The organism is Corynebacterium sp., from assembly GCF_030530965.1.
Taxonomy (GTDB): Bacteria; Actinomycetota; Actinomycetes; order Mycobacteriales; family Mycobacteriaceae; genus Corynebacterium.
This window is the reverse complement of sequence record NZ_JAUMTY010000037.1, coordinates 19,205-21,757: the sequence shown is the minus strand read 5'-3', so window position 1 is coordinate 21,757 and position 2,553 is coordinate 19,205. Positions and strand designations below refer to the sequence as shown.

The following is a 2,553-nucleotide window of genomic DNA, read 5'->3' as shown; positions in this document are numbered from 1 at the left end:
CCCCCGTTCATGACCCGGCGTGTCTTGCGGTGGCTAATAGGGCGTTGGCAAACGAACGCGGGCTCCTAGTTTCGGAAGGTAATGCAAGGTGGCTCGTATCGATTTTCGGACGGACTGAAGCTACCTTCGGACTGGCAATGTTGAATCGCGACGAACACCGTTCCTAACAGAAATCGCCATTCACAAATGCCGAGTATTGGTAAAAAGAGTTGATACATCGTTCCCTGGGTGATGAGGGCATTAAAGATGAATACTCGCTCAGTAAAGGGAGGGTAGTAGCAATTCCGTTTATCCCTCTCGCTAAAGCGTGAACCCTTATAGCGGCACAAAAACGAAGATAAGAAAACTTCTTCAAAAATAAAAAACCGCCCACATCGGGGCGGTATAAAATCGACCTTATTTGGCCGGGGCCGAGATATTACTTGGCTGCGCTGTTCTCAGCAGGCAGGCAGCCTTTCAGACCACCGGTGATGCCTCCACCGAGGCCACCGATCACCGCTCCAACAATGTTGCCGACGCCGGGGCCGAAGACAGTGCCAGCAGTAGCGCCGGTCAAGATGCCGGTAAGCGCTCCACCGAGTGTGCTGAGCGTGCACTTGGCAACGTAAGCCTTGTGCTCAGCGCTATCCTTGTCAGAGCCATCCGTCGTGGATTCTTTTTGCTGATCCGTGGCGGAGGCTGCGGATTCATCCTGGGCCGTTGCAGTTGCAGCGGGGGTTGAGGGAGCTTCTGCCGCCTGTGCAGCCGGGGCTCCGACGGTGAGTGCACCTGCGAGCGCCAGACTACCGAGGATAGCCTTTGTATTCTTCATTACGGTGTCCTTTCAGAGGGATGGGCACGCCACCGCACGTCTTCCTGACTGATGCAGGTTCAACGATGTCGATGGTGACATGTACAACATATATTAACCCCAGGTCGGACACCACCCCCTGAGCGCGAATTTATACCGGCTGATTCACGTTTTTACAGACGTTTTACCGGTCAGTTCTCCCGGGGGGCTGTGATCACCAGGGAACCCACTTGGGGTTCGTGCTGTCTGAGCAATGCAGTGGCTTTCCTTCTTTGGTTTGTCCAGTGGCACCGCGATCAAGTTCCGGACCACACGGGGAGTTCTCCACGACGGGTTGCTTTACGGTGAAGTTTTCCCACGGTTGCAACTGGTAAGTCTCACTGGGCTGCGCATCTGTTCCGCTGGGCTGCTGGCTTTGCGCCTCAGTTTGCTGGTTGCCACCGTCGTTATTAGGCGCCGGGGCTGGCGCAGCAGGCGGGGCGGGATTGTCTTTTGGCTTATTGTCGGCCGGTTTGTTGTTGTTCGGCTTGTTATCCGCCTGCTTCTTGTTCTCTTTGTCCTTATCCTTATCCCCGTCTTTATTGTCCTTCTTGTCTTTGTTGTCGTCCTTGCGCTCGTTCTCTTTAGCCGCTTTATCTTTATCGTCGGGATTGTCCGTGCTCTTCGGCTCTTCAGAGGAGGGAGACTCAGAGGATGGTGACGGAGAAGGTGAGGACGACGACGGTGACGTCGTCACTGACGACGTCACGAGCGACGTTGATGTTGACGACGATGAGTTGTCGTGAGAACAGCCAGTCAGAGCTAGCGTCGTGGCAACGACAGCGGAACTGAGTGCGATGGAGGAGCGGGAAAGGCGCATAGTGTTTTCGTTTCCTTAAATTGTTGGTGTGGTTTCGTAATTGTCGTCGGATGTATTGTAAATGCCACCGTTTGTTATCGCTTGCTGTGTAAGCGGATGTGCGGCGGCTAAAGCCCTGTACGATACATCGTTTTCTCGCTCTGATCCGTTATGGGCGTCACATCGATTTCTTCGTTAAAGCGGGGCGAGACTTCCTGTCATGCGGAGGGGGCGGGAACAAACCTTCTACTTTGTCCGTTACTCTTAACGACGAGCCGTTATATCTGTCTTCGGCAACGCAGGTGCCAGCCGAGCCTCATCAGTTGAGTTCTGCCCGGCTCTGAGATACCGCGTGGTGGCGAAGATAGTTAACGCAAACATGGTGATCACCTATAGTGGTCACCACGATGACGCTTAATGAGTTAAGTGCACGATGAAAGGATTTACCCCCCGTGCGTAGTTCTAATCCATACTTCAGCTCCCTGACGGAGGAACGGAAGCGTGAAGCCCGTTCCGGTCAGGGCGAGTACGTATTCGGCCAAGGCCAAGACGCCCAGCAGTTCGGCCAGCGGGGTGCATCGATGGCTGGTGCCCAGCAGTTCGGTCAGCAGACCATGCAGGAGCAGGCCCAGGGCACAACTGCAGAGCGCGGAATGACCATTGACGACGTGATCGTCAAGACCAGCATTACGCTCGGGGTCATTATCGTCGGCGCCGTCATTAACTACATGCTGTCCCTGTCGAACCCCCAGGTCTCCAGCTTGCTGACCATGGTTGGTGCCATCGGTGGACTCATCATGGTCATGGTGTCGACGTTCGGTAAAAAGTTCGGCTCACCCGTCGTTACCCTTCTTTATGCCGCTTTCGAGGGCCTCTTCGTTGGTGGGCTGACCAGCGTCTTCGCGAACGTCATGGTCAGTGGCGC

At 54.9% G+C, this 2,553-nt stretch carries 3 protein-coding genes; 1 reads left to right on the top strand and 2 read right to left on the bottom strand.

From position 1 onward, the window contains the following. Positions 1-418: 418 nt before the first annotated feature. Together Q3981_RS07670 and Q3981_RS07665 are read right to left on the bottom strand one after the other, a co-directional pair. Entirely contained in the window at positions 419-811 is a 393-nt protein-coding gene (locus Q3981_RS07670; RefSeq protein WP_303124975.1) for a hypothetical protein, read from the bottom strand. A gap of 193 nt (positions 812-1,004) precedes the next feature. Beyond that, complete coding sequence (locus Q3981_RS07665; protein WP_303124973.1) at positions 1,005-1,649, bottom strand: hypothetical protein; 645 nt, start codon at positions 1,647-1,649, stop codon at positions 1,005-1,007. 431 nt (positions 1,650-2,080) lie between these two features. Here Q3981_RS07665 and Q3981_RS07660 point away from each other — a divergent pair. Beyond that, a partial coding sequence (locus tag Q3981_RS07660) for a Bax inhibitor-1/YccA family protein (RefSeq protein ID WP_303124983.1) occupies positions 2,081-2,553 on the top strand: 473 nt, incomplete at its 3' end.

Coding starts and splice junctions, on each gene's coding strand:
- Q3981_RS07670 (WP_303124975.1), bottom strand. CDS start 811: ATGAAGAATACAAAGGCTATCCTCGGTAGTCTGGCGCTCGCAGGTGCA.
- Q3981_RS07665 (WP_303124973.1), bottom strand. CDS start 1,649: ATGCGCCTTTCCCGCTCCTCCATCGCACTCAGTTCCGCTGTCGTTGCC.